Genomic DNA, 25,316 nt, shown 5'->3' on the forward strand with positions numbered 1-25,316 from the left:
TGGGTCAGTCGTTGTCGAGTTCGAGCTTGACGTTCCACACGCCCTCGCTCGTGACCACGTTGAGGACCGTGGACTTCTCCATGCGCTGGGCCTGCTGGTTGACGAAGAGCGACTGCCCGTCCAGGGACGTGTAGGTCTGCTTCGTCTGGGCGGTCTTCTGCTGGCTGTTGGTGGCCACGATCCAGCCCTTGTCGGCGATGTCGGGCTCGACGCCGACGCGCACCTTCTCGCCCGGCTTCACCTTGATGGTCTTGGGGGCCTTGCTCGCCAGGCACTTGGCCAGCGCCTCTTCGTCGAGCTTGGTGCCCTTGTCGAGGCAGACGGCCTCGGTGGTCACCGTGTTCGTACCCACGGTCACGGTCGCCAGCGGCGTCGGCTTGTCGCAGGCGGAGAGGGCGACGAGCCCGAAGGTCACGGCACCGACGGCGGCAGCGGCACGGCGGCGCTTGCCTCGGATAAACGCAGCGGTCATACGGGCAGGCTATCGGGCCCGTCCGCTCACGCCACGCGCGGGTGCGGCGAGCCGCGCCGGGCGGCCGTCAGCAGCCCCCGCACGGCGGTCGCCACGCCGAGCGCGAGGAACCCCGCCGCGACCGACATGCCCAGGACGCCGTTGAGCGGCAGCAGGATGCCGATCGCCCCGCCGACCACCCAGGACATCTGCAGCAGCGTCTCGGAACGGGCGAACGCCGACGTCCGCACCTCCTCCGGCACGTCCCGCTGGATCAGCGAGTCCAGCGACTGCTTGCCCAGCGCCTGCGAGATGCCCGCGACGGCCGCCACGGCGGCGATCGTGACCGGGCTGTAGAGGACGGCCGCGGTGACCGCCATCGCCAGGGACACGGACAGCACCAGCGCGATCATCGCCTCCGGCCCGCGCGAGCGCAGCAGCGCGCCGATGGCGGTGCCCAGCGCGTTCCCCCCGCCCGCCGCGATGGCGACGACACCCAGCGACATCGCCGGGCTCAGCCCCCCGAGCGGGTGAACCCGGAGCATGAAGGCCAGGAAGAACGTGAGGAAACCCGACAGCATGCGCATGGCGCTGTTCGCCTGGAGACCGTGCAGCACCGAGCTGCCCACCGTGCGCAGCCCCGGCTTCTTGTTCTTCTTCCGCTGAGCCCGCTGAGCCCGCCGGGTGCCCTGATCCGCCTGGTTCCCCCGCCTCGCGTACTTCGCGAGGAGCGCCCACGCGGCACGCTTCCCATTCCGCTCCGGCTTCCCCTCCCGCTCCGGCTTCCCGGCGCGCGGGGGGCGGAGTGGACGGTGCTCGCCCGACACCAGACGCGCCCGGGCCTCGCCCTTCGCCGAGTCGACCTTGTGCGGCAGCGAGAAGGACAGGAACGTGCCGAACGCGAACACCGCGCACGCCCCGTAGAGCGGGAACTCCGGCCCCAGCTGATGCAGCCCCGCGCCCAGCGGGGCCGCCAGTCCCGTGGCCAGCAGCCCCCCGAGCGTCACCCGGGAATTCGCCTTGACCAGCGAAATGCGCGGTGGCAGCAGCCGGGGCACCACGGCGGACCGCACCACCCCGTACGCCTTCGAGGCCACCAGCACGCCGAGCGCCGCCGGATACAGCTCCAGACCGCCCGTCGCCACCGCGCCCGACATGGTCAGCGCGAGCAGCGCCCGGGTCAGCATGGCGCCCGCCATCGCCGCCCGGCGGCCGTGCGGGAGCCGGTCCAGCAGCGGCCCGATCACCGGGGCGAGCAGCGCGAACGGTGCCATGGTGACCGCCAGGTACAGCGCCACCCGCCCGCGCGCCTGGTCGGTGGGGACGGAGAAGAAGACCGTGGACGCCAGCGCGATCGTGATCATCATGTCGCCGGCGGAATTCACCGCGTGCAACTCGATCAGTTTGCCGAGCCCGGACTCGCCCGCGCCGTGCGCGTGCGTGGCCTTGCGGACCCCCCGGGCCGCCCCGGTAAAAGGGCTGCGCAAGACCCGGCCCACGCTCCGGCCCGCACGGCGGAGCGGACCGCCTTCGGCTGACCGGATGGCTCCCACCACGCCATACTGCCCCAACTCACACCCCCGATGGCACTTTCGGCGCATCCACGGGCCGGACCGGGCCCGCGATCACCCCGTCCCGGGGCACACCGGCGGGAGGCTCGCCGCAGCCCGGCTATCCCCCGCACGGCCCCGCGGGGTAGCGTGCGTAGCGCGCCACCGGCGGTCGTTCTTGGCCGCGCCCCGAGTCTCGATCCCGCAGAATGGGAGTGACTAGGTGCGCCCGAGGCCGTTCGGGCGCGGACGTCGACGCGGTCCTGCGGTCCGCTCCGTCCGCCGACCCGGCCGTTCGGCAGGCGCACTCGTGAGACGGCGTGGAAGAGAGAATCGATTCTTGTGAGTGCTGCGATGCGAAGCCGTACCCCGGACCGCCTGTGCGCCGAGGCGGTCGAACTCGCCCGTGCGGCGGCCGAGGAGGCCGCGCTGCCCGGAATGGTCGGCGAGCACGTCGAGGTCGCCGCCGACGGGGACCGCGTCGTCACCCACTACTTCGCCTGCGCGGACCCCGGGTACCGCGGCTGGCGCTGGGCCGTCACCGTCGCCCGGGCCTCCCGCGCCAAGGCCGTCACCCTCGACGAGACGGTCCTGCTGCCGGGCCCGGACGCGCTCCTCGCACCCGAATGGGTGCCCTGGAGCGAGCGGCTGCGCCCCGGCGACATGGGCCCCGGCGACCTGCTGCCCACCGAGGCCGACGATCTGCGCCTGGAGCCCGGCTGGACGGGTGAGGACGTCCCGCCGCCGAACTCCGCCGTCTCCGAGGAGATGGCCCAGCTCGCCGAGGCGGAGGACGCCGACATCACGGCCGGGCCGCCCTCCGCGCAGCCCACCACGCCGCTGCGCGGCACGATCGCGGGCGTCGCCGAGGAACTGGGCCTGCGCCGCGCCCGGGTCCTCTCCCGCTACGGCCTGCACACCGCGGCCGACCGCTGGGACGAGACCCACGGCGCCAAGACGCCCATGGCCCAGGCAGCCCCCTCGTCCTGCGAGAGCTGCGGCTTCCTGGTCCGCATCGGCGGCTCCCTGGGCCAGGCGTTCGGCGTCTGCGCCAACGAATTCGGCCCGGCGGACGGCCATGTCGTCTCCCTCGCCTACGGCTGCGGAGGCCACTCCGAAGCCGCGGTCATGCCGAAGCCGCCGCGGCCGTCGGAGCCGGTGATCGACGAAACCCTGGTCGACCCGTTGCCTCTGCGGCAGGCATCCGCCGACTCCTCGGAAGACCTGGGCCACGCCTGACCCCGCGCTTTCCGCTGCGCGGGCGGTGCGGACGCTGTCCTCAATCGCCGGACGGGCTGGTTTGGTGCGTCCTCAGGCGCCGGACGGGCTTGCTGTGCTGTGTCCTCAATCGCCGGACGGGCTTGAAATCAAGCCCGCTGGGGGTCCCCCCAGCGGTAGCTGGGGGAGATTGAGGACAGCGCCCGCAGGGCGCCCGCCGCCGCAGGCGGCAGGACGAGCCCGTAGCCGAAAGTTCGCCGGCAAGGCAAGAGGCTGTACGTTCGGCCGCACGGGCGAGGCCAGTGACACCGGCCGAGCCACAGCGGTCAGCGAAAGCGCAGGGAGACACACGTGAGCGGCACGGCGATGGTGCGGGGCACGGCCGACGGGGCGGATCCCTTCGGGACCGCGCGGTTGCGACGCGGCGTGCTGGACGCCTGGGCGGCGTCGCCCGCCCGGTTCCGGGAGGACGCCAACGCCGAGGAGGACCTCGCCCTCGGCGGCTACCGTGACCGTCTCGTCGTCGAGCTGGCCCAGAACGCCGCCGACGCCGCCGCCCGCGCCGGAGTCCCCGGCCGGCTGCGGCTGACCCTGCACCCCGCCCGGGCCGGTGAGCCCGCCGTGCTGGCCGCCGCCAACACCGGCGCGCCCCTCGACGCCGCCGGCGTGGAGTCCCTGGCCACGCTGCGCGCGTCCGCCAAGCGCGACGACGACACCGGGCCCGGCGAGGGCGACGGTGCCGTCGGCCGGTTCGGCGTCGGCTTCTCCGCCGTGCTGGCCGTCAGCGACGAACCCGCCGTCATCGCCCGTACCGGCGGCGTCCGGTGGTCGCTCGCCGAGGCCCGGGCCCTCGCGGAGGAGACGGCGGCCGGCACCCCCGCCCTCGGTGAGGAGATCCGCCGCCGCGCCGGCCACGTGCCGCTGCTGCGGCTCCCGCTGCCCGCCGAGGGCAGCGCCCCCGACGGCTACGACACCGTCGTCGTGCTGCCGCTGCGCGACGGCGCGGCCGAGGACCTGACCTCCCGTCTGCTGGCCGGGATCGACGACGCGTTGCTGCTGACCCTGCCGGGCCTGACGGAGGTCGTCGTCGAGACGCCGGACGGCACCACGCGGACGGTGACGCGCCGCCAGGAAGGCCCGTACGTCCTCATCGACGACTCCGCGCGGGAGAGCGCCACCCGCTGGCGCGTCGAGCGGGCCGGCGGCCGGCTGGACGCCGCGCTGCTCGCCGACCGGCCCGTGGAGGAGCGGCTGCGCCCGGCCTGGGCGGTGACATGGGCCGTGCCGGTGGGCACGGACGGCGCGCCCGAGCGGCCCCGCACGGCCCCGGTCGTGCACGCCCCCACCCCCACCGACGAGCCCCTGGGCCTGCCGGCCCTGCTCATCGCCACCTTCCCCCTCGAACCCACCCGCCGGCACGCCGCCCCCGGCCCCCTCACGGACTTCCTCGTCGAGCGGGCCGCCGAGTCGTACACCGCGCTGCTGCGCGACTGGCACCCCGTCGGCACCGGCACACTCGACCTGGTCCCGGCCCCGCTCGCGCAGGGCGCCCTGGACGCGGAAATGCGCCGGCTCGTCCTCGACCGGCTGCCCCGGATCCCCTTCCTCCCCGGCGCGGCCTCGAACGGCGGCGCCGAGGGCCAGGAGCCCGTGCCGTCCGGCGGCGGCGTGGAGGGCATCCCCTGGACCGAGGGCCCGGACGCCTCGACCCAGACCCCGCACCCCGCCCCGGCCGGCGCGCACGCCCTGGACGACACCTGGGACGACGCGTTCGCGGCCGCCCCCGGCGGCGAGGCGTACGCCCTGCGGCCCGTCGAGGCGGAGATCGTGGAGGGCGCCGGCGCGGAGACCGTCGCCGTGCTGGGCGAACTGTTCCCGAGCCTGCTGCCCGCCGGGCTGGAGCGCCGCCAAGAGCTGCGCGCGCTCGGCGTCGCCCGGGTGTCGCTGGGCGAGACCATCGACCGGCTGGCGGGCGTCGAACGGGACGCCGCGTGGTGGCGCCGCCTCTACGACAGCCTCGCCGGCGTCGACCCGGACCGGCTCAGCGGACTGCCCGTGCCGCTCGCCGACGGCCGCACGGCCATCGGCCCCCGGCAGGTGCTGCTGCCGCCGCCGGACGGCACGGACCCCGAGCAGACCGAGCGACTCTCCCGCCTCGGGCTGAAGGTCGCCCATCCCGACGCCGCGCACCCCCTGCTGGAGAAGCTCGGGGCCACCCCGGCCTCGCCCCGCGCGATCCTGACGACCCCCCAGGTGCGGGCCGCCGTCGCGCGGTCCCTCGACGCCGACGACATCTGGGACGAGGACGCCCTCGACGCCGACGCCCTGGCCGAGACCGTCCTCACCCTCGTCCGGGACGCCGGTCTGAAGCCCGGCGACGAACCCTGGCTCGGGGCGCTCGCCCTGCCCGACGAGGACGGCGAACCGGCCCCCGCCGGGGAACTCGTCCTGCCCGGCAGCCCCTTCGAGCGCGTCATCCGCCCCGGCGAACTCGCCGCCTGCGACCCCGCGCTCGCCGACCAGTGGGGCGAGCAGCCCCTCACCGCCTGCGGTGTGCTCGCCGACTTCGCCCTCGTTCGCGCCACCGACGTCGTCCTCGACCCCGAGGAACTCGACGCGCGCGAGGGCGACTACGCCGAACCCGACGACGCCGGCCTGCTCGACGCCGTCGACGTGTGGTGCGAAGACGTCCTGGACCAGCTGCCCGACACCCCCGTACCGCCGGTCGCCACCGAGATCGTGGCCGTACGTGACCTGGACCTGGTCGACGACGACGCCTGGCCGCAGGCGCTCGCCCTGCTGTCCCGGCCGCCGCTGCGCGACGCGCTGACCGCGCCCGTACGGATCCTGCTGCCGGACGGCACGACGGAGTCGGTCCGCCCGTACACCGCCTGGTGGCTGCGCGGCCACCCCGTCCTCGGCGGGCGCCGCCCCGCCGGGCTGCGCGTCGCGGGCGGCGACCCGCTGCTGAGCGGCCTGTACGAGGCGGCCGACGCGGGCGGGCTCGCCGACGAGCAGGTCCTGCGGGCCCTGGGCGTCCGCACCTCCGTGGCCGCCCTGCTGGACGAGCCGGGCGGCGCGGCGGAGCTGCTCGCGCGGCTGGCCGACGACCGCCTCCCGGTGGGCGAGGCACAGCTGCACGCCCTGTACGACGCCCTGGCCGACCTCGACCCGGAACAGGTCACCCTCCCCGACGAGCTGCGTGCCGTCGTCGACGGCGAGGTCAGGGTCGTGGACGCGGCGGACGCGCTCGTCGCCGACGCCCCGGATCTGATGCCGCTGGCCGAGGGGCACCCGGTGCTGCCCGTACGGCCGGCGCGGGCGGCGGAACTGGCGGAGCTGTTGCAGGTCCGCCGGGTCAGCGAGGTCTTCCCGGTGGTCGTGCCCGCCGGTGACGGCGAGGTACGCGAGGTCCCGGACGGCGTGCGGGTACTGCTGCCGGGGGCGCCGTCCTCGTACGTCGAACACGGCGAGCTGATCGTCGGCGGCATCGAGCTGGACTGGCGCTACGGGCCGGACGGCGTGCTGCACGCGACGACGCTGGAAGGCGTCGCGGCGGGCCTCGCCTGGGCGGCGGGCCACTGGTCCCGCCGCTTCGAGGCGGCGGCCCTCCTGGAAGACCCCTCCCGCACGCTTGAGCTGGCGCGAGCCCGCTGGTTCGACTAGCCCCTCGCCGGGCGGGCCGTTGCCACGCGGGGTGCGCGAAAACCAGCCCGTCCGGCGATTGAGGACACCACCGATCTACCCTGGAAGCGCGGCTATTCGTACTACCAGGAGCCCGTCATGACCAGGAAAGTCGCCGACTGCCGCCGGTTCCCCAGCGAAACCGACTGCTCCCTCACCATCACCGGTGAAGAGGACGAAGTCATCCGCGCCGCCGCCGAGCACGCCGTCTCCGTCCACCAACATCAGGACAGCCCGGCCCTCCGCGAGCAGATCCGCGAGACCCTCGAGGACGAGAAGTCCAACGCCTGAGCAGCCCCCTGCGAGGGTCACGCAGGGAATCGACGGCCCACCCAGAGCCACATCAGCTCCAGCGCGGCCGAGGCCGCCGCCGCGATGCCGACGGCGGCCCACGGCATCGTCGTGCCGACCAGTTTCAGCGCGAAGAAGTGCTGGAGCCAGGGGACGACCAGCACGATCACGAAGCCCAGTGCCATCGCCAGGACGAGGGCGATCCGCCACCACGTGTACGGGCGGGCGATGATCGCCAGCACCCACATGGAGATCAGGAACAGGGTCAGCGTCGCCGCGCTCGTCTCCGCGTCCAGCGCCCCCGTGCCGCTGTAGTGCTGCCGGGCCAGCAGATACGCGGCGAACGTGGCGAGGCCCGCGATGGCCCCCGCCGGGACGGCGTACCGCATGACGCGCCGCACGAAGTGCGGCTTGGCGCGCTCCTTGTTGGGGGCGAGGGCGAGGAAGAAGGCCGGGACGCCGATGGTCAGGGTCGACAGCAGCGTCAGATGGCGGGGGAGGAACGGATACGGCACCCGTGAGCAGACGACGAGGACGGCGAGCAGCACGGAGTAGACGGTCTTCGTCAGGAACAACGTGGCGACGCGCGTGATGTTGCCGATGACGCGGCGGCCCTCCGCGACCACCGACGGCAGGGTCGCGAAGCTGTTGTCGAGCAGCACGATCTGGGCGACGGCCCGGGTGGCCTCGGAGCCGGAGCCCATGGAGACGCCGATGTCGGCGTCCTTCAGGGCCAGGACGTCGTTGACGCCGTCGCCGGTCATCGCGACGGTGTGGCCACGGGACTGGAGCGCGCTGACCATGTCCCGTTTCTGCTGGGGGGTGACCCGCCCGAAGACCGCGCCCCGGTCCAGGGCCTCGGCCATCGCGTCCCGGTCGGCGGGCAGCTTGCGGGAGTCGACGGGGCTGTCGGCGCCGGGCAGGCCGAGCTTTCCGGCGACGGCGCCGACGGAGACGGCGTTGTCGCCGGAGACGACCTTCGCGGAGACGTCCTGTTCGGCGAAGTAGCGCAGGGTGTCGCCCGCGTCGGGCCGCAGCCGCTGTTCCAGCACGACGAGGGCCGTGGGCCGCACGCCCTCCGTGACGCGCGGGTCGTCCAGCTCGCGGTCGGCGCGGGCGAGGAGCAGCACGCGCATGCCCTGGGCGTTGAGGTCCTCGACCTCGGCGAGCGCCGCGTCGCCCTCGGCGAGCAGCACGTCGGGGGCGCCCAGCAGCCAGCGGCTGCTCTCGGAGTCGGGGCCGTTGAGGGCGGCGCCGCTGTATTTGCGGGCGGAGGAGAAGGGCAGCGATTCCGTGCAGCGCCAGTCGGCGCTGTCGGGGTAGGCGTCGATGACGGCCTGGAGGCTGGCGTTGGGCCGGGGGTCGGACTCGCCGAGGGCGCCGAGCACCTGGCGTACGTAGGAGTCGTCCGCGCCGTCCAGGAGGCGCAGTTCCGTGACGTCCATGCCGCCCTCGGTGAGGGTGCCGGTCTTGTCGAGGCAGACCACGTCGACGCGGGCCAGGCCCTCGATCGCGGGCAGCTCCTGGACGAGGCACTGTTTGCGGCCGAGCCGGATGACGCCGATGGCGAAGGCGACGGAGGTGAGCAGCACCAGGCCCTCGGGCACCATCGGGACGATGCCGGCGACCATCCGCCGGACCGCTTCCCGCCAGTCGTCCCGCTCCACGACGAGCTGGCTGACGATCAGGCCGAGGGCGGTCGGGAGCATCATCCACGTCACGTACTTCAGGATCCGGCTGATGCCGCTGCGCAGCTCGGAGTGGACGAGGGTGAAGCGGGACGCCTCCTCGGCGAGCTGGGCGGCGTAGGCTTCGCGGCCCACCTTGGTCGCGGTGAAGGCGCCGCCGCCGGCGACGACGAACGAGCCGGACATCACGGGGTCGCCGGGCTTCTTGAGGACGGGGTCGGCCTCGCCGGTGAGCAGCGATTCGTCGATCTCCAGTCCGTCGGCCTCCAGCACCTCGCCGTCGACGACGCACTTGTCACCGGGGCCGAGTTCGATGACGTCGTCGAGGACGATCTCGCCGGTGGCCAGGGCGGTGGGGACTCCGTCGCGGCGGACGGTCGGCTTGGACTCGCCGATGACGGCGAGGGAGTCGAGGGTCTTCTTGGCGCGCAGTTCCTGGATGATGCCGATCGCCGTGTTGGCGACGATGACGAAGCCGAACAGGCCGTCCTGGACGGGGCCGACGACCAGGATGATCAGGAACAGCACGCCGATGATGGCGTTGAAGCGGGTGAAGACGTTGGCCCGGACGATTTCCGTGGTGGAGCGCGAGGACCGTACGGGGACGTCGTTGACGTCGCCCCGGTCCACGCGCTCGGCGACCTCGCGGGCGGTGAGGCCGGGGTGCGCGGCCGGCGGTACGGGCTCCTCGACTGCGGTCTGCGCCGGATCGCTCATGCCTCCGACGGTACGGGCGGTCAGCCCGGTTCACCTTCCGAAATGGCGCCTTCGTGCTCGCTCGCGTTCGCCGCATGACGTCGGATGGCCGCTTCGCGACCACGGACGTACCAGATACCGATCAGTCCGAGGCCGCCCCCGGCCAGGCAGGTCCACACCCACCACAGATGGCCGTGGTCCTCGAACCAGCCGTAGAAGGGGAGCTGCACCAGGAAGAGGACGAACCAGAGGATCGTGCCGCCGGTGATGGTGGCGACGACGGGGCCTTCCAGGGGCTCCGGTGCCTCGTGTCTGGGTGTCCACTTCGTCATGGCCGTAAGCCTAGTCCGTGCGCTCCCGGGCCCGCCGTACCGGGCGGAGCCCTTGCCCCATAAGGGTCTACGCGCGGAGATAGCAATTCATCTCTTGTTTATTCATACTGAAACTGACCGGATCCGACTGTGAAGTTTCGTTTGATCATCCAAATGAGATGCGCCGTTCATGATCCGTTCTGAACCCCTGCTTACCCCTGCTTGCCCCCCGCTTGACCCCCGCTCGCCTCACCAGGCCCGTACGACTGAGGTCCCGCATGCCCTCCTCGGCCACCTCCCCGGTCGACGCCCAGCAGCCGTCCCCCACGCCGCCCCCCGGCAACGCCCTCGACCGGTTCTTCCGGATCGGCGAGCGGGGCTCGTCCGTCTCCCGCGAGATGCGCGGCGGTCTGGCCACGTTCTTTGCGATGGCCTACATCATCGTGCTGAACCCGATCATTCTCGGCGCCGGCCAGGACAAGTTCGGGCACCAGCTGGACAACGCCCAGCTGGTCACGGCCACCGCCCTCATGGCGGGCCTCAGCACCGTTCTCATGGGCGTCATCGGCAATGTGCCGATCGCCTGCGCGGCCGGCCTCGGCATCAACGCCGTCGTCTCCCTCCAGCTCGCCCCCAAGATGAGCTGGCCGGACGCGATGGGCATGGTCGTGCTCGCCGGACTGGTGCTGATGCTGCTGGTCGCCTCCGGTCTGCGGCAGCGCGTCATGGACGCGATCCCCGCCGGGCTGCGCCGCGCCATCGCGATCGGCATCGGCCTGTTCATCTCGCTGATCGGCCTGGTCGACTCCGGCTTCGTCACCCGTAACCCCGACGCCGCGCACACCACCGTCCCGCTCGGCCTCGGCCAGGGCGGTCAGCTCCAGGGCTGGCCGGTGCTGATCTTCGTGATCGGCCTCGCGCTCACCTTCATCCTGCTCGTGCGCAAGACGCGTGGCGCGATCCTCATCGGCATCGTCGTGATGACCTTCGTCGCGATCATCATCAACTCGCTCGCCGACATCCCCGACGCCCATTGGGGCCTGAGCGTCCCCCGGGTGCCGGACAGCGTCGTCGGCACGCCCGACTTCGGTCTCGTCGGTGACATCAGCCTCTTCGGCGGCTTCCACGAGGTCGGCCTGCTGACCGGCTGCCTCTTCGTCTTCACCGTGCTGCTCTCGGGCTTCTTCGACGCGATGGGCACCATCATCGGCGTCGGCGAGGAGGCCGGGCTGACGGACGACAAGGGCCAGCTGCCCAACATGGGCCGGATCCTGATGGTCGACGGCGTGGCCGTCGCGGCCGGCGGTGTCGGCTCGGCCTCCGCGAACACCTGCTTCGTGGAGTCCACGGCCGGTGTCGGCGAGGGCGCCCGCACGGGCCTGGCGAACCTGATGACCGGCGGGCTCTTCCTGCTGGCCCTCGTCTTCACCCCGCTCGCGAAGATCGTCCCCTCGCAGGCGGCCACCCCGGCGCTGCTCGTCGTCGGCTTCCTGATCATGGCGGCCAACGTCAAGGAAATCGACTGGAGCGACTTCACGATCGCGATCCCCGCGTTCCTGACGATCGTCTCGATGCCGTTCACCTACAGCATCACCAACGGCATCGGCATCGGCGTGCTCGCCTTCATCCTGCTGCGCGTCGCCGACAAGCGGGCCCGTGAGATCCCCTGGCTGCTCAACGTGGTCGGGCTGTGCTTCCTCGTCTACTTCCTGCTCGACCCCATCGAGCAGGCGCTGGGTGTGAAGTAGTACGGCCCGGTTCCTTCGGCGAGCCGCTCATGCCATCCCGGCGTGGGCGGCTTCGTCGTTCCCCAGGGCGCGGTGGTCCCGGACGTCCGCGTCGACCATCTTCTCCATCGGGTCGGCGGCCAGGGCGCCCGCCACGAGCATCGCGAAGACGATCGCGAACCCGAGGATCACATTGCCCAGCCACACCATCGTGTCGACCGGCAGGACGTACGCCCCGATCACCCGGGCGACGCACTCGGCCAGCAGCGCCCCGCCCCACACCGCCGAGAACGTGCGCTCCGCCCGGCGGAACGGCTCGCGGGAGACGGACAGCCGCTCCCAGGACGCGACCCGTTCGGGCCGCCCCTTGGTCACCCACGGCTTGAGCCCCGTGCTCATCAGCGGCCGCCCGGCGAAGGCGGAGACCAGCACCACGATGCCGACCACACTGCTCACGCCGCTGTCCTTGGCGAGCATCAGCCGGGCGTCCCCCGACATGGTGCTGAACGCCAGCGCCGCGATGTTGACGACCAGGATCAGGGCGGCGAGACCGTTGAGCCGGCGGTCCTTGACCAGGCTCCAGACGGTACGGACGGCGGGCACCACGCTGCTCCAGGCCAGGGCGGCCACGGTGCTCATGCCGGCGCTCTTGAACGCGTAGTACAAGGCCATCGGGACGAGCGCGTCCATGATCAGCGGTGACAGGCTCCGCAGCAGCGCTCGCCCGCGTCCCTCGGCACCGTCGGCCTCCGCCGCCGGCCCTGTGTCGGTGATGGTGCTGCCACTCATGATCGGACCCTTCCCCGTATCGCCGCCGCGCCCTGTGCGGGCTCGGTAGGAACAGCTTGACGGGCGGGGTGACCTGCGCGGCAGGGTCGAGGATCAGCGGCTCGGCATGACTTTTGTCAGGCAACGGGCATAGGGGCCGGGGCGGCGCGGGCGCCTCACCGTCCACTTTATTTAGCCCGGGTAATAAGATAAACTAACTAACATGCTGGAAACCCCGGACAACACAGCCGCCGTGAACTCCCTGCGGTCCGGCGTGATGCGTCTGTCACGGCGGCTCAAGCACCAGCGGGTCGACGAGTCGCTCAGCCCCACCGAGATGTCGGTGCTCGGCACTCTCGCCCGCTGCGGCTCCGCCACCCCTGGCGAGCTGGCCCGCAAGGAGCATGTGCAGCCGCCGTCGATGACCCGCATCGTCGCGCTGTTGGAGGCCAAGGGCCTCGTCCGGCTGGACCCGCACCCCGAGGACCGCCGCCAGAAGGTGGTCACCCAGACCGAGCGGGCCGAGGCCATGCTCGAAGAGAGCCGGCGCAAGCGCAATGTCTGGCTCGCCGAGCTGGTCGGACAGCTCGACGAGGACGAGTGGGCGACGCTCCGCGCCGCCGCGCCCGTATTGGAGAAACTCGCGCACCTGTAGGCGTACGCGCACGACGCGACCGCCCGTGGGTGCCTATAAGGACGGCCTGAGCCGGTACCGACGGCGTCAGGCCTGCCCAGAAGGAGGCGAACGCACTTTGAGTTCGGGACCCGGAGCAGACTCCGCACCCGCACCGAACACCCACGACGACGCACGCACCACCTCCCTGAAGCCCAAGGGAGGCACCTTCAGCTCACTGAAGGTCCGTAATTACCGGCTCTTCGCCACCGGCCAGGTGGTGTCCAACACCGGCACCTGGATGCAGCGCATCGCCCAGGACTGGCTGGTCCTCAGTCTGACCGGCTCCTCCGCCGCCGTCGGCATCACCACGGCGCTGCAGTTCCTGCCCATGCTGCTCTTCGGGCTGTACGGCGGCGTCATCGCCGACCGCTACCCCAAGCGGCGGCTGCTCCTGATCACCCAGCTCGCCATGGGCCTCACAGGCCTGGCCCTCGCAGGCCTCACCCTCTCCGGCCACGTACAGGTCTGGCACGTCTACCTCACCGCCTTCGCGCTCGGTCTCGTCACGGTCGTGGACAACCCCGTCCGCCAGGCGTTCGTCGTCGAGATGGTCGGCCCGGCCGATCTGCGCAACGCCGTCAGTCTGAACTCCGCCAACTTCCAGTCGGCCCGGCTCGTCGGCCCCGCCATCGCGGGCGTGCTGATCACGGCCGTGGGCAGCGGCTGGGCGTTCCTGCTCAACGGACTCTCCTACGCGGCCCCGCTCGCGGGACTGCTGCTGATGCGCACCAGTGAGCTGCACGAGGTCGAGCAAGCGCCGCGCGGCAAGGGCCAGTTGCGGGAGGGCCTGCGGTATGTGGCCGGGCGCCCCGATCTGATCTGGCCGATCGTGCTGGTCGGCTTCATCGGCACGTTCGGCTTCAACTTCCCGATCTGGCTGACGGCGTTCGTCAACGACGTCTTCCACGCGGGGGCCGGTACGTACGGTCTGCTCAACACGCTGATGGCGGCCGGTTCCCTGATCGGCGCCCTGCTCGCCGCCCGCCGGGGCACGTCCCGGCTGCGCTTGCTGGTCGGCGCGGCCGCGCTGTTCGGCCTGCTGGAGATCACGGCGGCGCTGTCACCGACGTTCTGGGTGTTCGCGGCGCTGCTGGTGCCGCTCGGAATGTTCGGCCTGACGATCAATGTGACCGCCAATTCGAGTGTGCAGCTGGCGACGGACCAGGCGATGCGGGGCCGGGTCATGAGCCTGTTCATGATGGTCTTCATGGGCGGCACCCCGCTGGGCGCGCCGCTGGTGGGCTGGGTCACCGACGTCTACGGCGCGAGAGTGGGCTTTCTCGCCGGTGGTGTGGTGTCGCTGCTGGCCGCGTCCGCGATCGGCTTCACGCTGGCCCGGGTGGGTGGCCTGCGCCTGCGGATAGATCTGCGGCGGGGGCGTCGGCATGTGGAGTTCGTGCCGCGCGAGTCCGCGACGCGGCGGGAGGAGCTGGCGGCGACGGCTTGAGGGGTTGTGGGGGGTGCTGGTGCGGGCCGGTGGGCGTGGGCCGGGCGCCGGGGCCTCCGGGGGCGTTCCGGAATCGGATATTTACGGGCGGGGAACCCCAGGGCGCATCGGCACCCCGCACTTCCGCCCACAAATATCCGGCAGCATTCCGGAACGCCCCCGGCGACCCCGTCGCCCTCCGTTCGTCGTCTGCCCCGCCGACCCGGCCAGCCACTTCAAGCCCGTCCGGCGTTTGAGGACGCGCCCGCAGGGCGCCCGCCGCCGCAGGCGGCCATGACGGCCGACAGGCGGAGGTTTGCTGGACCTCTAGCGGGCGAGCGGCTGGGCTCAGCCATATCAAGCCCGTCCGGCGATTGAGGACGCGCCCGCAGGGCGCCTGCCGCCGCAGGCGGGAAGACGGCCCGCAGGTGATAGCCCGTCCGGCCAGGACAACCGTAGGCGAAGATCCGCCGGATCCTCCCGTCCGGCCAGGACACTGGCCACATGCGACTGTTCGCCGCGATCATCCCGCCGGGGTCCGCCCTCGCCGAACTCACCGTCGTCGTCGACGCCCTGCGCCCCCTCCCGGGCTCCGCCCGGCTCCGCTGGGCCGAGCACGCGGGGTGGCATTTCACGCTCGCCTTCCTCGGCGAGGTCGACGAGGGGCTGCTGCCGGAGCTGTCCGTGCGGCTGGAGCGGGCCGCGCGCCGGCACCCGCCGCACGAGCTGCGGCTCGCCGGCGGTGGTCGTTTCGGCGACCGCGTCCTGTGGGTGGGCGCCGACGGCGACCGGGCCGCCCTGCGCGGCCTCGCCCGCTCGACGGCGGCCGGGGCCCGCAGGGCCGGGGTGGACGTGGAGGGTACGCACACCTTCCACGCCCACCTCACCCTCGCCCGGGCCACGGGCGGCGTGGACCTCAAGCCGTACGCGGCGGCCCTCGCGGACTTCCGCGGCACGCCGTGGACGGCGGACCGGCTGGTGCTCGTGCGCAGCCACCCGCCGGTCTCCGGCGTACCGGGGGAGCGCCCCCGGTACGAGGAACTGCGGTCCTGGCCGCTGGGCCACTGAGCCGGGCCACCGAGCCGGTTGCGGTCGCACTCCGCCGGTCCGGTTACGCTCGAAGGGTGGATCCCAAGACCAGAAACCGGATCATGTCCGGTGTGCTCGCCGTCATGCTCGTCGTCATCGCCGTCGTCGCGGCGGTGAAGTGACGTCCTGACGCGTCCGTCCCCGGCCTACCAGGCGAACGCCTCGGGGGACGGGCCCGGCCCGGGGAAGATCTTGTCGAGGCCGGTCAGCACCTCGTCGGACAGCTTCAGCTCGACGGCCCGGAGCGCGGATCCGAGCTGGTCGGCGGTGCGCGGTCCGACGATCGGCCCGGTCACTCCGGGCCGGGTCAGCAGCCAGGCCAGGGCGACCTCGCCGGGCGCGAGACCGTGCTTGTCGAGCAGGTCCTCGTACGCCTGCACCTGCTCGCGGACCTTGGTGTTCGCGAGGGCCTCCACCGACCGCCCCGACGTGCCCTCCCGCTCCTTGCGGATCGCCCCGCCGAGCAGTCCGCCCTGCAGCGGCGACCAGGGGATGACCCCGAGCCCGTACGCCTCGGCCGCCGGGATGACCTCCATCTCGGCGCGCCGCTCGGCGAGGTTGTACAGGCACTGCTCGCTGACGAGCCCGTAGGACCGCCTCCGCCGCGCCGCCTCGTTGGCCTGCGCGATGTGCCAGCCGGCGTGGTTGGAGGACCCCACGTAGAGGATCTTGCCCTGCTGGACGAGGACGTCGACGGCCTGCCAGATCTCGTCCCATGGCGTCGTCCGGTCGACGTGGTGGAACTGGTACAGGTCGATGTGGTCCGTCTGGAGCCGGCGGAGACTGGCGTCGACGGCTCGCCGGATGTTGAGGGCGGACAGCCGGTCCTGGTTGGGCCACACGGGACCGTCGCCGCCCATGCTGCCGAAGACCTTGGTGGCGAGGACGACCTTGTCGCGCCGGTCGCCGCCCTTGGCGAACCAGCTGCCGATGATCTCCTCGGTGCGGCCCTTGTTCTCGCCCCAGCCGTAGACGTTGGCGGTGTCGAAGAAGTTGACGCCCGCGTCGAGCGCGACGTCCATGATGGTGTGACTGTCGGCCTCGTTCGTCTGAGGCCCGAAGTTCATCGTCCCGAGAACGATCCGGCTGACCTTGAGTCCCGTGCGTCCGAGCTGCGTGTACTCCATGCCCGTAGCAAAGGCCCTGGAGCGCGCTCGAAGCAAGGGTCCCGTTGCCGGACGGCGCGTCGGGGGCCCCGGTTCAGCGCTCCTGGAGCACGGAGAGGGTGTTGCCGGCCGGGTCGGTGAACCAGGCGATGTACGGGCCCTCCTGGCGCATGATGCCCTTCTCGTCCTGGGTGAATTCGGGGTAGCGCTCGAAGGCGATCCCGCGCTGGACCAGCTCGTCCACGGCCTTGTCGATGTCGTTCACGGGGAAGTTGAGCACGGTGAAGGACGCCGGCACGTGATCGGCCTTGGGGTAGACGAGGACCTCGCCGCCGCCCTCGATGTGCAGCGTCAGCAGCCCGTGCTGCTCGGTGACCCGCAGCCCGAGCGTCTGCCCGTAGAAGCCCTTGGCCTTTTGCATGTCGTCCACCGCGAAGCTGCTGAACGCCCTGGTGTTCGTGAACATGTTCGGTCTTCCTCTTGGCTCGTGCCGGTGTGCCGGTGCCGGTCGCGGTACGAGTTTTCTTCCTCGGGCCGGGAAATCCGGGCTGCGAACCGGGTGGTTCCCCCGGACGGGCTCACTCCGCGCGGGTGACCAGGATCAGCGGGATCTCCCGGCGCGCCGCGTCCCGGTAGGCCGCGTACGAGGGCATCGCGGCCACCACCACCGGCCACAGGCGCTTCGCCTCGGCCGGGTCCGCGGTGCGGGCGGTCGCCGGGATGGTCTCGGCGCCGACCTGGAGGGTGACGGCGGGGTCCGCGGTCAGGTTCAGGTACCAGGCCGGGTGGCTGTCCGCGCCCGCGTTGGAGGCCGTCAGGACGTAGGCGTCCCCGTCCCGTACGTACGCCAGCGCCGTGCGGCGCAGCTGCCCGGAGCGGCGGCCGCGGGTGGTGAGCAGCAGGTCCGAGACCCCGGGCCGTGGGTGTCCGGCGGTCTCCTCGAAGCGCCGGATGTGGTCGGCGACCCAGGGGTTCGGGTTGTCAACGACGGTTTCGGTACGGGTCATGCCCCGGTCACCCCCGCGTGCGTGCCGTGCAGCGACGGCGCCTCGATCTCGTCGAGCAGGGCCCGGGCGAAGTCCGTGTGCGTGATGCGGGAGGCGGCGTCGGCGGCGGCGAGGGCGTAGCCGGTGGCCGGTCCGCCCGCGTGGTCGAAGTCCCCGGCCGGGCTCAGTACCGCCCAGTCCAGGGCCTGGGGCGCCGTCGCCCGCAGCGTGTCCGTGCCGGCACCGTGGCCGAGGTAGAACTCCCGCCACTCCTGCGGATATCCCGGGGTGTCCATCAGCGGCGTCCCGTCCGCCGTCGGCAGTACGGAGGCCAGTCCGACCGACACCAGCCGCCCGACGCCCGCCCGCGGCAGGCCCTGGGCGAGGGCGCGGGCCGCGGCGGGGAAGAACACACCCGGTGCCGCCCCCTGGTCGTACACGGCGACCACCGCGGCGTCGTGCCCGGCCGCCAGCCGGGCCACGTCCGCCGCCGAGGTGATGTCCCCGTCCGCGCGGCCCGCCTGGGTGACCTCGTATCCGCGTGCCCGCGCCTCGGTGACGGCGGCGCGCCCGACCCGCCCGCCGGCCCCGAACACGATGATCTTGCCCTTGTCGTTCTCTCCGTGGTTCGTCATGGGGCAGACCCTAGGGAAAGGGCTGGTTACCGATCGGATACCGGCCTACCGTACGGATCATGAACCAGCCCCCGTCCCCGCCCGCCCCGCCGCCCTTGGACCCGGAGATGTTCGACCCGGTCTGCCCGTCCCCGCTGGTTCCGTTCCGGGTCGGGGACAAGTGGGCGTCGTCGATCCTGCGCTGCCTCGAGGACGGCCCGCGCCGGTTCTCCGAGCTGAAGGTCCCGCTGCGCGGCATCACGTCGAAGTCCCTGACCCAGTCCCTGCGCGGCCTGGAGCGCGACGGCTTCGTCACCCGGGACGAGCACGAGGGCCCCGAGCGGCGTGTCGAGTACGCGCTGACCACGCTCGGCCGGGGGCTGCTGGGCCCCTTGGACGCGGCGTGCGAGTGGACCCGCGAGCACTGGGACGAGCTGATCGACGCCCAGGAGGCGGGACGGTAGCGGGAGCCCGCCCTGTCGGGCGACGCGGGGGCCGATGTCAGTGGTCGGCCCTAACTTGATCACCGACAGGGGGCCTTCAACGGAACGGGCTCCCGTTGTGTCGCCGATACCTGGGGGTTGGAAATGGGAAAGATCGTCGCGCTGGTCTACGTGTCGCTGGACGGCGTCATGGAAAGCCCGGCCTGGACCGCCCCCTACTTCGACGAGGAGCACGGCCGGTACGCGCACCAGGCGCTGTTCGCCGCCGACGCGCTGCTGCTGGGGCGTGAGACCTACGAGGGCATGTCCCAGGCGTGGCCCGGCATGACGGACGAGGAGGGTTTCGCGGACCGGATCAACGCGATGCCCAAGCACGTCGCCAGCGCCACCCTGGAGTCGGCCGGGTGGAACGCCGAGGTGATCAAGGGCGATCTGGGCCGGGGGGCCACCGCGCTCAAGGAGAAGTACGAGCGCGACATCCTCATATACGGCAGCGGCGCCCTGATCCGCTCGCTCGTCACCGAGGGCCTCGTGGACGAGCTGAAGCTGTGGGTGCACCCGGTCGTCGTCGGCAAGGGCAAGCGGCTCTTCCCGGAGGGTGCCCCGACGTCGACCTGGCAGCTGGGCGGCACCACCACGTTCGCCTCCGGCGCCCTGGTGCTCGACTACCGGCCCGAGGGCCGCGCCTCCCGTACTTGTGCGTCTTGAGGGGTGACTACCTCTCCGCCGAACAGGCGAAAATCTACCCTGGCTGAGGTAGACATTGGGGGTGGGTGTGGTTATGGTTTCTTACGTAGCCGAGATCGAGAAGGGCCCGGCAGAGATGAACTGCCGGGCAGCAGTACCAGAAGTACCCGCAAGTGAAGTGCGCAGGACGGTGCGGCGGTGGAGTACCGAAGCCAGAGCAGGTGCAGGACGGCGACGGGACTGACGGCCGGACCGGGTGGCCCGCAGTGATCAGGGGCCGCCACGAGTGGTACCAGCAGTGAGGTTCCCAGTGGTTCCTCGGTAAAGGCGCCTGACTGCGGGCGCGCGTACCGGGAGGTTCGGCAGTGGGGTTCCAAGCCAGAGTGGACGCAGAACGGGCGACGGGGCTGGCTGCCGGAGGTGGCGCCGTGAGAGGCCACCAGCAGTTCGCAGTATCAGCAGGACGCAGTACGCAGTACCGCTTGGTAAGTGAGTAACCAGAGGGAAGAACGGAGGAGTTGAACGCCATCAGGATCGCCCGGACATGAGAACCGCGTCCGGGTACCGCAGGACATCGTGAGTGAGGTGGTCTCCGGTCAAGCAACCGCGATCCCCGCGTCCCCGACGGCATTTCGGTCGGTGAGCGGAAACGGAACGCCGACGCAGTATCAAAGTCGGCAGATGGTGTAGCAGTTCCTTCGGGGCCCTGGTGCCGTGTGGCACCAGGGCCCCTCCATGTGTTGCCCCCGCCGCTGCCGCTGGATCTGCTGAAGGACGCAGGGTGGGGCGGGGGGGCGTGTCAGCAAGGTGGTCGACGGGCTCTTGTTCCGCCTGCGCGTTCACCCGTGCGTCGGGATATTGGTGCACTGGGTGGCGCACAGGGGTGCGGAGCGGATGATTGGCACGCCAGTGCTGCGCGGGGTTTGGGTCTGGATCTGGCCAAGTGGCCGATACCTCTGGGCTAATGGCTGAACCGTGCACCACTGTCCCGAATAGCCATAGGAGGCACCGTGCCTGTCGGCATACGCTCCCGGACCTTCGGCACCACCCTTGTACTCGCTCTCGCGGTCAGCGGTCTCCTCGTCCCCACCACCGCCCAAGCCGCCGTCGGCGACCTGGAGTGCACGGGGACACAGAAGACCACCTTCGACCCGCCCCTGACCAACACCACCCAGAACACCAAGGTGAAGGTCCGCGAAACGTGGTCCAGCTGCACAGACCCGGCCGGCATCACTTCCGGCCACGGCGCTCTCGAGGTGACCGTCCCCTCGTCCTGCCAGTCCCTCGGCCTCGGCCCGGAGTCCACCGTCGAGTACAAGTGGAACAACGGACTGAAGTCCACTGTGCACTGGACCACCGTCTCGGTGACGAGGCTGACGGCCACCAGTGTGGTGGTGAAGACGGGATCCGTCACCGACGGATACGGCAAGAACGACGCAGCCGTAGAAACGATCACCCTGCTCAACCCCAACCCCCTGGCATGCGCGGGATCGGGGGTATCCAGCGTGGAGGGGACCGGGACACTGACGTTCCAGTAACCCATACGCCGCACCACCGAGCGTGTCCGGCGTGCACTCGCCTGAACTCGTCGGACACGGCCCAGGTGTATTGACCCGTAGCGTTGTTCACACGGCTGATCGGGGGCTGTCCTGCGAGTGCGGTGTGGCAGCGATGGTGGTTGTAGGTGTGGAGGAAGTCTGCCAGGGCGCGGTTCGTTCGTCGTTGCTGGTGTAAGGCCGCAGGTAGGCCCATCGCCGGGGCGGTCGCGTTCGTAGCGGCGGATGACCTGTCCGGTGGGCCGGTCGATCCAGGCGAGTCTGTGCAGGCCGTGCCGGGTGAGTATCCGGTGCACCGTCGAGGCGGGCAGGCCCAGGACGGGCCCGACCCGGGCCGGGCCAAGCTTCCGTGCCGTCCTCAGCTCGCACACACGGGCCTCAAGGGCGGGGCAGGGGTGCGGTGCGGGGTCGTGCACGGGCTGCTGGAGCAGTCCCGCAATCCCGGCTCGCCCTCGGCCCGCCACCGGCGGACCCACTTGTGGGCTGTCGTCCGCGAGATGCCCATTTCCGCCGCGACATGCGCGACGGGACGGCCGGATCGGACACGTTCGACCAGGATCCGTCTGCCGTGAACGGTCAGCCGGGCGTTACGGTGGGACACGAAGGCCTCCGTGCGGTGAAGACTCGACACCTCCACCTCACCGGAGGTCTTCGCCATGATCAAGGCCTGCAAGTGTCACCAACGCTCGTGATCAATACATCTAGAGCCTGGAGATCGGCTTCGAGGGCGGCGACAAGGTGGCGGAGGCCGCCCTCCAGGCCAAGGGGGTGCACGTCGACGACTCGCTGCGTGTCACGTACTGGCTGACGGCGGCGGCGGACGCGCTCACCTGACCGTGCGCGGGCGCTCAGGACCCGCGCACAACACCCGCACGCGGCTCGCCCAACAAGAAAGCCCCGGGCCGACGGCCCGGGGCTTCGAGAGAAGTGCGTGGAGCGGGTGACGAGAATCGAACTCGCGCTCTGAGCTGGGGAATCGTCGATCTTCGAGCCTCTTGTATCCCTCTGGCCAGAGGAAACGGGGCCTCCCGGTGCCCCGCCTGGTCCTGAACGTACGCCGGCGGCACCTACCACCTGATCCGCGCCGGCCTTGTCGGCGCCCCCGACAAGGGCCCCGCAACGATCCGTGACCACCCCCGCGTCTTCATCGCCGGACCGCTGACCCTCTGTGGATGCCCCGCACGGGTGGGAGCGATGCGTGGCGTGGACGGGCGTCACCTGACCGGGTTCCGGTGGAGTGCCGCGCCGAAATAGCCTCTGGCGTCAATCAGCGTGGCTGATAAGCGTTTTTCCGTACCTGTGTGAGTTCGATGCTTCACACGCCCACGCATCCGTTCCGAACGCGCGTGTGTGGCCCGCGATTTACCAGGCACGCCCGTTCGCTATCGTGCGATCCGACGATTTGACTTGCCGCTAATACCGCCGGTAGCAATCGTCGACGCCGCACCCCTTCCGGCATCCAAATCCAGCCGCTGTTTTGCCGGTTCGGCTTTTTACCCGCACGCCGTCGGCGTCGCGTATCCCCCATCGAAAGAGGAGTGAACACTCATGTTCTCCACACGTAATCGCATCGCCGCCGCCCTCGTGGCCGTCGCCGCCTCGGCGATCACCCTGGGCCAGGCGTCCATGGCTCTGGCCGACGACGGCGGCCCCGTCCGTCTGCCCGTCCAGATCACCTACCCGGCTCCGGGGAAGATCACCAAGGAGCGCAAGGTGACGGACACCTACCAGTACGACCAGAAGGCTTCGGGCAGTTCCTCCGACTCGTCCTCCAGCACCCCGCCCCCGGCCCCGGCCGCTCCGGAGCCGGGCCCGATCACGAACGTCAAGGACACGGTCAACTCCGCCGTCTCCACCGTCGCTTCCGGAGGCGCGAGCACGGCCGACTCTGCTCTGAAGTAAACCGCATGAGGGGCCGGCACGGCGTGTGCCGGCCCCGCTGTGCATGCCGGGTGGAGCCACCGCGGCATGACATTCTCCGAGCGAAGGACAACACCGTGTCGAACATCGAGCGATCGATGAGTATGCGCCTGCCCTTGTGGGTGGGTGCGGGGCTGGCCCTGACCAGCCTGCTGGCCGGCGCCATGACCGCGCCCGCGCAGGCGGCGGCGGAGCCGCACGGCGAGCACTTGTTCACCGGGCGCGGAAAATTCACCGTGCCGAAGGGGGTCAAGGCCCTCACCATCTCGGCCTGGGGTTCTGGCGGCCACGGAGGTGGTGGCGCGGGTGGCGGTGGCGGTGGCGGTGGCGGCGGCGGGGGCGAGGCCGGACCTACGTCCGGCGGTGGCGGCGGTGGTGCCGGAGCCGGCGGATCGGCCGGCGGTGGCGGCGGTGGCGGCGGCGCAGGTGGCTTCGTCAAGTGCCAGGTTGTAGTGGAGCCAGGTCAGAAGCTGACCGTCCGGGTCCTCAAACCAGTCGACTCGAAAACGAATTCGGGCAGCAGGGGCGGGGCCGGCGGGAGCAAGGGCGAGGCCGGTGCCACGCTCTTCAGCGGTGGCACCAACGGTTCCTCGGGTGCTTCGAGCGAAAAGGGTGGAACCTACGAACCTCCCACCCTCATCAAGCCTCTGCTCCCTACAGAGGTCTACAGCGAGGACAAGACATACGTGGTGGCGCCCGCAGGTTCCCCGGGAGGCGGCGCGCAGGCAGCTCCGGGTGGCCCGCTCGGTGTGGGGGGCACCAACGGTAAGACCGGTAAGGGCTACGCGGGCGACGGCGGCGATCCGGCGGGCCCGGGCAAGGGCGGGACGGGCGGCGGCCCGACCGACCCCAACGTCTTCAAGTGCGCCGGTCTCCCGGTCGAGTCCATTGACGGCGCACCCGGCGAGAACGGCGCTGACGGTGAGCGCGGCGGTGTCGGCGGTAGCGGAAAGGAGGGAGGTTACGGTGGGAGTTCCTACACGGGAGGGTTCCACGGAGCCGGCGGCACCGGGGCCCCCGCCGTGAACGGCCGCAACTACGGTAAAGGCGGCAAGGGCGGCGACGGCGGCGACGGCGGCCACGGCGGCAGCGGCGGCCAGGGCTCAAGCGGCCGGGAGAAGGACCATCAGAAGGCCTACGACGGCCACGGGGGCGGAAACGGCCAACCGGGTAAGCAGGGCGAGAAGGGCGACCCCGGGGCGGTTCTCATCGAGTGGTGACCCCAGGCGAAATCGCCGAATCACTGCCTGCCGACCACGGTCGGAGTGATTCCCGGTGGGACGGCCGGGAACCTCTCTCTCCGGGCCCGTCCCGCTCAGCTTCGCTCGTTGTCGCGGCCCTTGACGTGCGCGAATGACATGCTGGCCTGGAATGGTCGGAACAACAGCAAAGCCCCAGGTCGCTGACCTGGGGCTTTGCAGTGGAGGGACTTGGTCGCCTGAATCCTGCCTGGCCTGTGTGACGGCGCTTCTAGAGCACATGATTCCGTCTGTGGATCAGCCGGTATTGACCTTGGTTTACCGCCCGTACTGGTGCTCATCTGGTGCGTGACGGTGCGGGCGGCGGTCCCTACGAGGTCGGCGGAGCGGCTTTGGCCCACCTTGTGGGCGCGGGCGGCGACGGCGACCGGCGCCGCCGCGTTGAGCGGCATGGATCTCTAAAGGATCCGGATGCTTGCGGCGTGGGTGGAGGGGCGTGCGGATCCGCGTCGTGGGCCTGGCCACGCCCACGTACCCGGGGCGGAGACCGAGGCGGGAACGACCGGGGGGGACCTCGGGCACATCAGCGGGGCCAAGGACCTGCTCGATACGGCGGCGGTGACGAACCGAGCCGGTTCGGTCGGCCAGTAGGCGGGCTTGCCCGAGATGCTCGCTCGCCTGGCTGTACGCCCCACGGGCCATGTGCGCCTGGGGCGAGATCACAACGAAGCCCGGATGTGGCCCGGATGAACGTCGGATCTGAGAGGGTGTTAAGTCCGTTTCTGGTACTGGCCGCGTCCGGGCTGATTGAGGAGTCCCCGGCGAACGAGTCGTCCGAGGCGGGAGCGGGTGACGTTGATCGAGGGCTCGTCGGCGGGCAGTCCGGGGAGTTCGTGTAAGTCGCGAACCCGGAAGACCTGCTCGGGATGCTCGTTGAAGGCGGTCACGATGCGCTGGTAGGTGGTGGCGGGCTCCTCGGGGGCCTGTGCGCGGTCGGGCAGGGTGAGGCCGTCGATGACCTTGCGGGTGGTGACGATCTCGGTGAGGCGGGCCTCGACCTCGGTGAGGGTGCTGGCGAGGTGCTTGATCTGCTCTCGCAGGCCGTCGGCGCGTGCGGCGGTCTCGTAGTAGAACACCGCCGACCAGGTCGGGAAGTCATATGGCAGGAGCCGCCACTGACGGCCCGTCCGGTTCTGGTACAGCAGCGCGTACGGCATCCGTTCCATGCCC

22 protein-coding genes and 2 pseudogenes are annotated in these 25,316 nt (G+C 71.3%); 13 read left to right on the forward strand and 11 right to left on the reverse strand.

Translation table 11 applies throughout. The annotated features are described in order from the left end of the window. Positions 1–4 precede the first annotated feature (4 nt). Positions 5–472: a DUF2771 family protein gene (locus ACZ6MA_RS13055; RefSeq protein ID WP_469433391.1), complete on the reverse strand. Its 468-nt coding sequence runs from the start codon at positions 470–472 to the stop codon at positions 5–7. Between the two features lie 26 nt (positions 473–498). Next, positions 499–2,052 (reverse strand): MFS transporter, encoded by a 1,554-nt coding sequence (locus ACZ6MA_RS13060; protein ID WP_469433393.1) that lies wholly within the window; start codon positions 2,050–2,052, stop codon positions 499–501. Between the two features lie 303 nt (positions 2,053–2,355). Between ACZ6MA_RS13060 and ACZ6MA_RS13065 the strand changes: the two genes are divergently transcribed. The 3 genes from ACZ6MA_RS13065 (at position 2,356) to ACZ6MA_RS13075 (ending at position 7,194) form a co-directional block, all read left to right on the forward strand. Continuing rightward, entirely contained in the window at positions 2,356–3,240 is an 885-nt protein-coding gene (locus ACZ6MA_RS13065; protein ID WP_469433394.1) for a DUF3027 domain-containing protein, read from the forward strand. A gap of 345 nt (positions 3,241–3,585) precedes the next feature. Next, positions 3,586–6,885 carry a sacsin N-terminal ATP-binding-like domain-containing protein gene (locus ACZ6MA_RS13070; RefSeq protein ID WP_469434083.1) on the forward strand — a complete coding sequence of 1,100 codons (3,300 nt, stop codon included), beginning with the start codon at positions 3,586–3,588 and terminating at the stop codon, positions 6,883–6,885. A 117-nt stretch (positions 6,886–7,002) separates the two neighbouring features. After that, the gene (locus tag ACZ6MA_RS13075; protein WP_356449479.1) at positions 7,003–7,194 is read left to right on the forward strand and encodes a DUF1059 domain-containing protein; all 192 of its coding nucleotides are present in this window, start codon (positions 7,003–7,005) and stop codon (positions 7,192–7,194) included. Between the two features lie 17 nt (positions 7,195–7,211). Here the strand turns inward: ACZ6MA_RS13075 and ACZ6MA_RS13080 are convergent, their stop codons facing one another. Beyond that, positions 7,212–9,599, reverse strand: a complete 2,388-nt coding sequence (locus ACZ6MA_RS13080; RefSeq protein WP_469433395.1) for an HAD-IC family P-type ATPase — start codon at positions 9,597–9,599, stop codon at positions 7,212–7,214. A 20-nt stretch (positions 9,600–9,619) separates the two neighbouring features. Then, positions 9,620–9,910, reverse strand: coding sequence for a DUF2530 domain-containing protein (locus ACZ6MA_RS13085; protein WP_469433397.1), 291 nt, complete (start codon positions 9,908–9,910; stop codon positions 9,620–9,622). Between the two features lie 257 nt (positions 9,911–10,167). On the opposite strand from ACZ6MA_RS13085, the gene ACZ6MA_RS13090 reads away from it, so the two are divergent. Continuing rightward, positions 10,168–11,637 (forward strand): NCS2 family permease, encoded by a 1,470-nt coding sequence (locus ACZ6MA_RS13090; protein WP_469433399.1) that lies wholly within the window; start codon positions 10,168–10,170, stop codon positions 11,635–11,637. Between the two features lie 27 nt (positions 11,638–11,664). On the opposite strand, the gene ACZ6MA_RS13095 is transcribed toward ACZ6MA_RS13090, so the two are convergent. After that, positions 11,665–12,405, reverse strand: coding sequence for a VC0807 family protein (locus tag ACZ6MA_RS13095; protein WP_469433400.1), 741 nt, complete (start codon positions 12,403–12,405; stop codon positions 11,665–11,667). A gap of 202 nt (positions 12,406–12,607) precedes the next feature. Here ACZ6MA_RS13095 and ACZ6MA_RS13100 point away from each other — a divergent pair, with 202 nt between their 5' ends. From ACZ6MA_RS13100 to thpR, 3 genes are all read left to right on the forward strand, one after another. After that, a complete protein-coding gene (locus ACZ6MA_RS13100) occupies positions 12,608–13,039 on the forward strand; it encodes a MarR family winged helix-turn-helix transcriptional regulator (protein WP_184736458.1) in 432 nt (143 codons plus the stop codon). 97 nt (positions 13,040–13,136) lie between these two features. Next, complete coding sequence (locus tag ACZ6MA_RS13105) at positions 13,137–14,507, forward strand: MFS transporter (protein WP_469433402.1); 1,371 nt, start codon at positions 13,137–13,139, stop codon at positions 14,505–14,507. A gap of 483 nt (positions 14,508–14,990) precedes the next feature. Then, positions 14,991–15,554: an RNA 2',3'-cyclic phosphodiesterase gene (gene thpR / locus ACZ6MA_RS13110; protein ID WP_469433403.1), complete on the forward strand. Its 564-nt coding sequence runs from the start codon at positions 14,991–14,993 to the stop codon at positions 15,552–15,554. 167 nt (positions 15,555–15,721) lie between these two features. Here the strand turns inward: thpR and ACZ6MA_RS13115 are convergent, their stop codons facing one another. The 4 genes from ACZ6MA_RS13115 to ACZ6MA_RS13130 all read right to left on the reverse strand — a co-directional run bounded on the left by ACZ6MA_RS13115 (position 15,722) and on the right by ACZ6MA_RS13130 (position 18,302). Further along, positions 15,722–16,702: an aldo/keto reductase gene (locus ACZ6MA_RS13115; RefSeq protein ID WP_469433404.1), complete on the reverse strand. Its 981-nt coding sequence runs from the start codon at positions 16,700–16,702 to the stop codon at positions 15,722–15,724. Positions 16,703–16,775: 73 nt separating this feature from the next. Beyond that, positions 16,776–17,147 carry a VOC family protein gene (locus ACZ6MA_RS13120; RefSeq protein ID WP_469433405.1) on the reverse strand — a complete coding sequence of 124 codons (372 nt, stop codon included), beginning with the start codon at positions 17,145–17,147 and terminating at the stop codon, positions 16,776–16,778. Positions 17,148–17,259: 112 nt separating this feature from the next. Then, complete coding sequence (locus ACZ6MA_RS13125; protein ID WP_469433406.1) at positions 17,260–17,688, reverse strand: nitroreductase family deazaflavin-dependent oxidoreductase; 429 nt, start codon at positions 17,686–17,688, stop codon at positions 17,260–17,262. Continuing rightward, entirely contained in the window at positions 17,685–18,302 is a 618-nt protein-coding gene (locus tag ACZ6MA_RS13130) for an NAD(P)-dependent oxidoreductase (protein ID WP_469433407.1), read from the reverse strand. Before ACZ6MA_RS13130 ends, ACZ6MA_RS13125 begins: the two co-directional genes overlap by 4 nt. 59 nt (positions 18,303–18,361) lie before the next feature. Between ACZ6MA_RS13130 and ACZ6MA_RS13135 the strand changes: the two genes are divergently transcribed. From ACZ6MA_RS13135 to ACZ6MA_RS13145, 3 genes are all read left to right on the forward strand, one after another. Further along, the gene (locus ACZ6MA_RS13135) at positions 18,362–18,745 is read left to right on the forward strand and encodes a winged helix-turn-helix transcriptional regulator (protein ID WP_469433409.1); all 384 of its coding nucleotides are present in this window, start codon (positions 18,362–18,364) and stop codon (positions 18,743–18,745) included. A 123-nt stretch (positions 18,746–18,868) separates the two neighbouring features. Further along, a complete protein-coding gene (locus tag ACZ6MA_RS13140) occupies positions 18,869–19,432 on the forward strand; it encodes a dihydrofolate reductase family protein (protein WP_469433411.1) in 564 nt (187 codons plus the stop codon). A gap of 989 nt (positions 19,433–20,421) precedes the next feature. Then, positions 20,422–20,949 carry a hypothetical protein gene (locus tag ACZ6MA_RS13145; RefSeq protein WP_469433412.1) on the forward strand — a complete coding sequence of 176 codons (528 nt, stop codon included), beginning with the start codon at positions 20,422–20,424 and terminating at the stop codon, positions 20,947–20,949. 67 nt (positions 20,950–21,016) lie between these two features. On the opposite strand, the pseudogene ACZ6MA_RS13150 reads toward ACZ6MA_RS13145, so the two are convergent. Next, positions 21,017–21,568: pseudogene (locus ACZ6MA_RS13150) on the reverse strand (helix-turn-helix domain-containing protein); the annotation flags it as partial. A gap of 404 nt (positions 21,569–21,972) precedes the next feature. On the opposite strand from ACZ6MA_RS13150, the pseudogene ACZ6MA_RS13155 reads away from it, so the two are divergent. The 3 genes and pseudogenes from ACZ6MA_RS13155 to ACZ6MA_RS13165 form a co-directional block, all read left to right on the forward strand. Further along, positions 21,973–22,113, forward strand: a pseudogene (locus tag ACZ6MA_RS13155) (replication initiator); the annotation flags it as partial. A gap of 402 nt (positions 22,114–22,515) precedes the next feature. Then, positions 22,516–22,869 (forward strand): hypothetical protein, encoded by a 354-nt coding sequence (locus ACZ6MA_RS13160; RefSeq protein WP_469433413.1) that lies wholly within the window; start codon positions 22,516–22,518, stop codon positions 22,867–22,869. A 95-nt stretch (positions 22,870–22,964) separates the two neighbouring features. Then, complete coding sequence (locus tag ACZ6MA_RS13165) at positions 22,965–24,107, forward strand: hypothetical protein (RefSeq protein ID WP_469433415.1); 1,143 nt, start codon at positions 22,965–22,967, stop codon at positions 24,105–24,107. Positions 24,108–24,856: 749 nt separating this feature from the next. Here the strand turns inward: ACZ6MA_RS13165 and ACZ6MA_RS13170 are convergent. Then, entirely contained in the window at positions 24,857–25,312 is a 456-nt protein-coding gene (locus ACZ6MA_RS13170) for a transposase (protein ID WP_469433417.1), read from the reverse strand. Between the last annotated feature and the right edge of the window lie 4 nt (positions 25,313–25,316).

The sequence above is a fragment of the Streptomyces sp. NPDC042259 genome, assembly GCF_055582085.1.

Excerpts from the sequence above, each read along its gene's own strand:
- ACZ6MA_RS13055 (WP_469433391.1), bottom strand. The coding sequence starts at position 472 with ATGACCGCTGCGTTTATCCGAGGCAAGCGCCGCCGTGCCGCTGCCGCC.
- ACZ6MA_RS13060 (WP_469433393.1), bottom strand. The coding sequence starts at position 2,052 with ATGCGCCGAAAGTGCCATCGGGGGTGTGAGTTGGGGCAGTATGGCGTG.
- ACZ6MA_RS13065 (WP_469433394.1), top strand. The coding sequence starts at position 2,356 with ATGCGAAGCCGTACCCCGGACCGCCTGTGCGCCGAGGCGGTCGAACTC.
- ACZ6MA_RS13070 (WP_469434083.1), top strand. The coding sequence starts at position 3,586 with ATGGTGCGGGGCACGGCCGACGGGGCGGATCCCTTCGGGACCGCGCGG.
- ACZ6MA_RS13075 (WP_356449479.1), top strand. The coding sequence starts at position 7,003 with ATGACCAGGAAAGTCGCCGACTGCCGCCGGTTCCCCAGCGAAACCGAC.
- ACZ6MA_RS13080 (WP_469433395.1), bottom strand. The coding sequence starts at position 9,599 with ATGAGCGATCCGGCGCAGACCGCAGTCGAGGAGCCCGTACCGCCGGCC.
- ACZ6MA_RS13085 (WP_469433397.1), bottom strand. The coding sequence starts at position 9,910 with ATGACGAAGTGGACACCCAGACACGAGGCACCGGAGCCCCTGGAAGGC.
- ACZ6MA_RS13090 (WP_469433399.1), top strand. The coding sequence starts at position 10,168 with ATGCCCTCCTCGGCCACCTCCCCGGTCGACGCCCAGCAGCCGTCCCCC.
- ACZ6MA_RS13095 (WP_469433400.1), bottom strand. The coding sequence starts at position 12,405 with ATGAGTGGCAGCACCATCACCGACACAGGGCCGGCGGCGGAGGCCGAC.
- ACZ6MA_RS13100 (WP_184736458.1), top strand. The coding sequence starts at position 12,608 with ATGCTGGAAACCCCGGACAACACAGCCGCCGTGAACTCCCTGCGGTCC.
- thpR (WP_469433403.1), top strand. The coding sequence starts at position 14,991 with ATGCGACTGTTCGCCGCGATCATCCCGCCGGGGTCCGCCCTCGCCGAA.
- ACZ6MA_RS13115 (WP_469433404.1), bottom strand. The coding sequence starts at position 16,702 with ATGGAGTACACGCAGCTCGGACGCACGGGACTCAAGGTCAGCCGGATC.
- ACZ6MA_RS13120 (WP_469433405.1), bottom strand. The coding sequence starts at position 17,147 with ATGTTCACGAACACCAGGGCGTTCAGCAGCTTCGCGGTGGACGACATG.
- ACZ6MA_RS13125 (WP_469433406.1), bottom strand. The coding sequence starts at position 17,688 with ATGACCCGTACCGAAACCGTCGTTGACAACCCGAACCCCTGGGTCGCC.
- ACZ6MA_RS13130 (WP_469433407.1), bottom strand. The coding sequence starts at position 18,302 with ATGACGAACCACGGAGAGAACGACAAGGGCAAGATCATCGTGTTCGGG.
- ACZ6MA_RS13135 (WP_469433409.1), top strand. The coding sequence starts at position 18,362 with ATGAACCAGCCCCCGTCCCCGCCCGCCCCGCCGCCCTTGGACCCGGAG.
- ACZ6MA_RS13140 (WP_469433411.1), top strand. The coding sequence starts at position 18,869 with ATGGGAAAGATCGTCGCGCTGGTCTACGTGTCGCTGGACGGCGTCATG.
- ACZ6MA_RS13160 (WP_469433413.1), top strand. The coding sequence starts at position 22,516 with ATGTTCTCCACACGTAATCGCATCGCCGCCGCCCTCGTGGCCGTCGCC.
- ACZ6MA_RS13170 (WP_469433417.1), bottom strand. The coding sequence starts at position 25,312 with ATGGAACGGATGCCGTACGCGCTGCTGTACCAGAACCGGACGGGCCGT.